Here is a 924-nt window from a genome sequence, read left to right as displayed (position 1 = left end):
AGAAACATCTTGACCAGCACCGCCTTGCACGTTAAATGTGTTATAAGTTCTATTATCGCTTGATACGCTATTCGTGCTCAAACCGTAACCGCTAGAAGATAAATTAACATCTGTTAAGCCTACTACCATAGAACCTTTGAACATTCCGCCAAGTTTACCTGCAATACCATTAATTGATCCTGATACTTTTTCAATCGTACCTGTGACGCCACCTAGAACGCTGTCTATCGTATGCTTGATTCCTCCAAATAGTCCACTAAAGAAACTACCAAGCCCATTAAATACTCCTGTTATTGCGTTGTAAGCATTAGAAGCGAAACCACCAAAAGCGCTGAACACTCCATTAACTGCATTTTTAGCACCATTGAATACTCCGCTAAAGAAACTACCGACTCCGCTAAATACACCTGAAATTCTTGACCAAGCGTTTGAAGCAAAGTTACCTATGGCACTAAATACTCCACTAACGACACTACGAACAGAGTTGAATATGCCACTAAAGAAGCCTGAAATTGCACTCCATATTGAGCGAACTACTCCCCAAGCATTAGAAGCAAAACTGCCGATTGCGCTAAAAGCACTAGATACAACTCCTTTTACAGCGTTAAATATACCGCCAAAGAAGCCGGATACTGCATTCCATACGCCAACCAGTACATTCCAAGCTGAGCCAGCAAAGCTACCGATAGCGCTGAACACGGTTGAAACTACGGAACTAACAGCATTAAATATTCCACTAAAAAAGCCAGTTACTCCGCCCCATACAGATTGAACGCCACCAATAACAGTTGTCCATAAATTGCTAAAGAATGTTGTTATTCCGTTCCAGATATTTTGAATACCTTGTACAATTCCGCTGAACCAATCAACTAAGCCTTGCCAAATACCTTTTGCTCCGTCAACTGCTCCGTTCCATATATCAGC

At 41.6% G+C, this 924-nt stretch carries 1 protein-coding gene; it reads right to left on the bottom strand.

The window, feature by feature from the left end:
• On the bottom strand, positions 1 to 924 hold a 924-nt coding region (locus FDW96_RS15055), incomplete at both ends, for a hypothetical protein (protein WP_212732910.1).

Source organism: Citrobacter sp. TBCS-15 (genome assembly GCF_005280815.1).
Taxonomy (GTDB): domain Bacteria; phylum Pseudomonadota; class Gammaproteobacteria; order Enterobacterales; family Enterobacteriaceae; genus Citrobacter; species Citrobacter werkmanii.
This window is presented reverse-complemented; position numbering and strand designations above follow the sequence as displayed.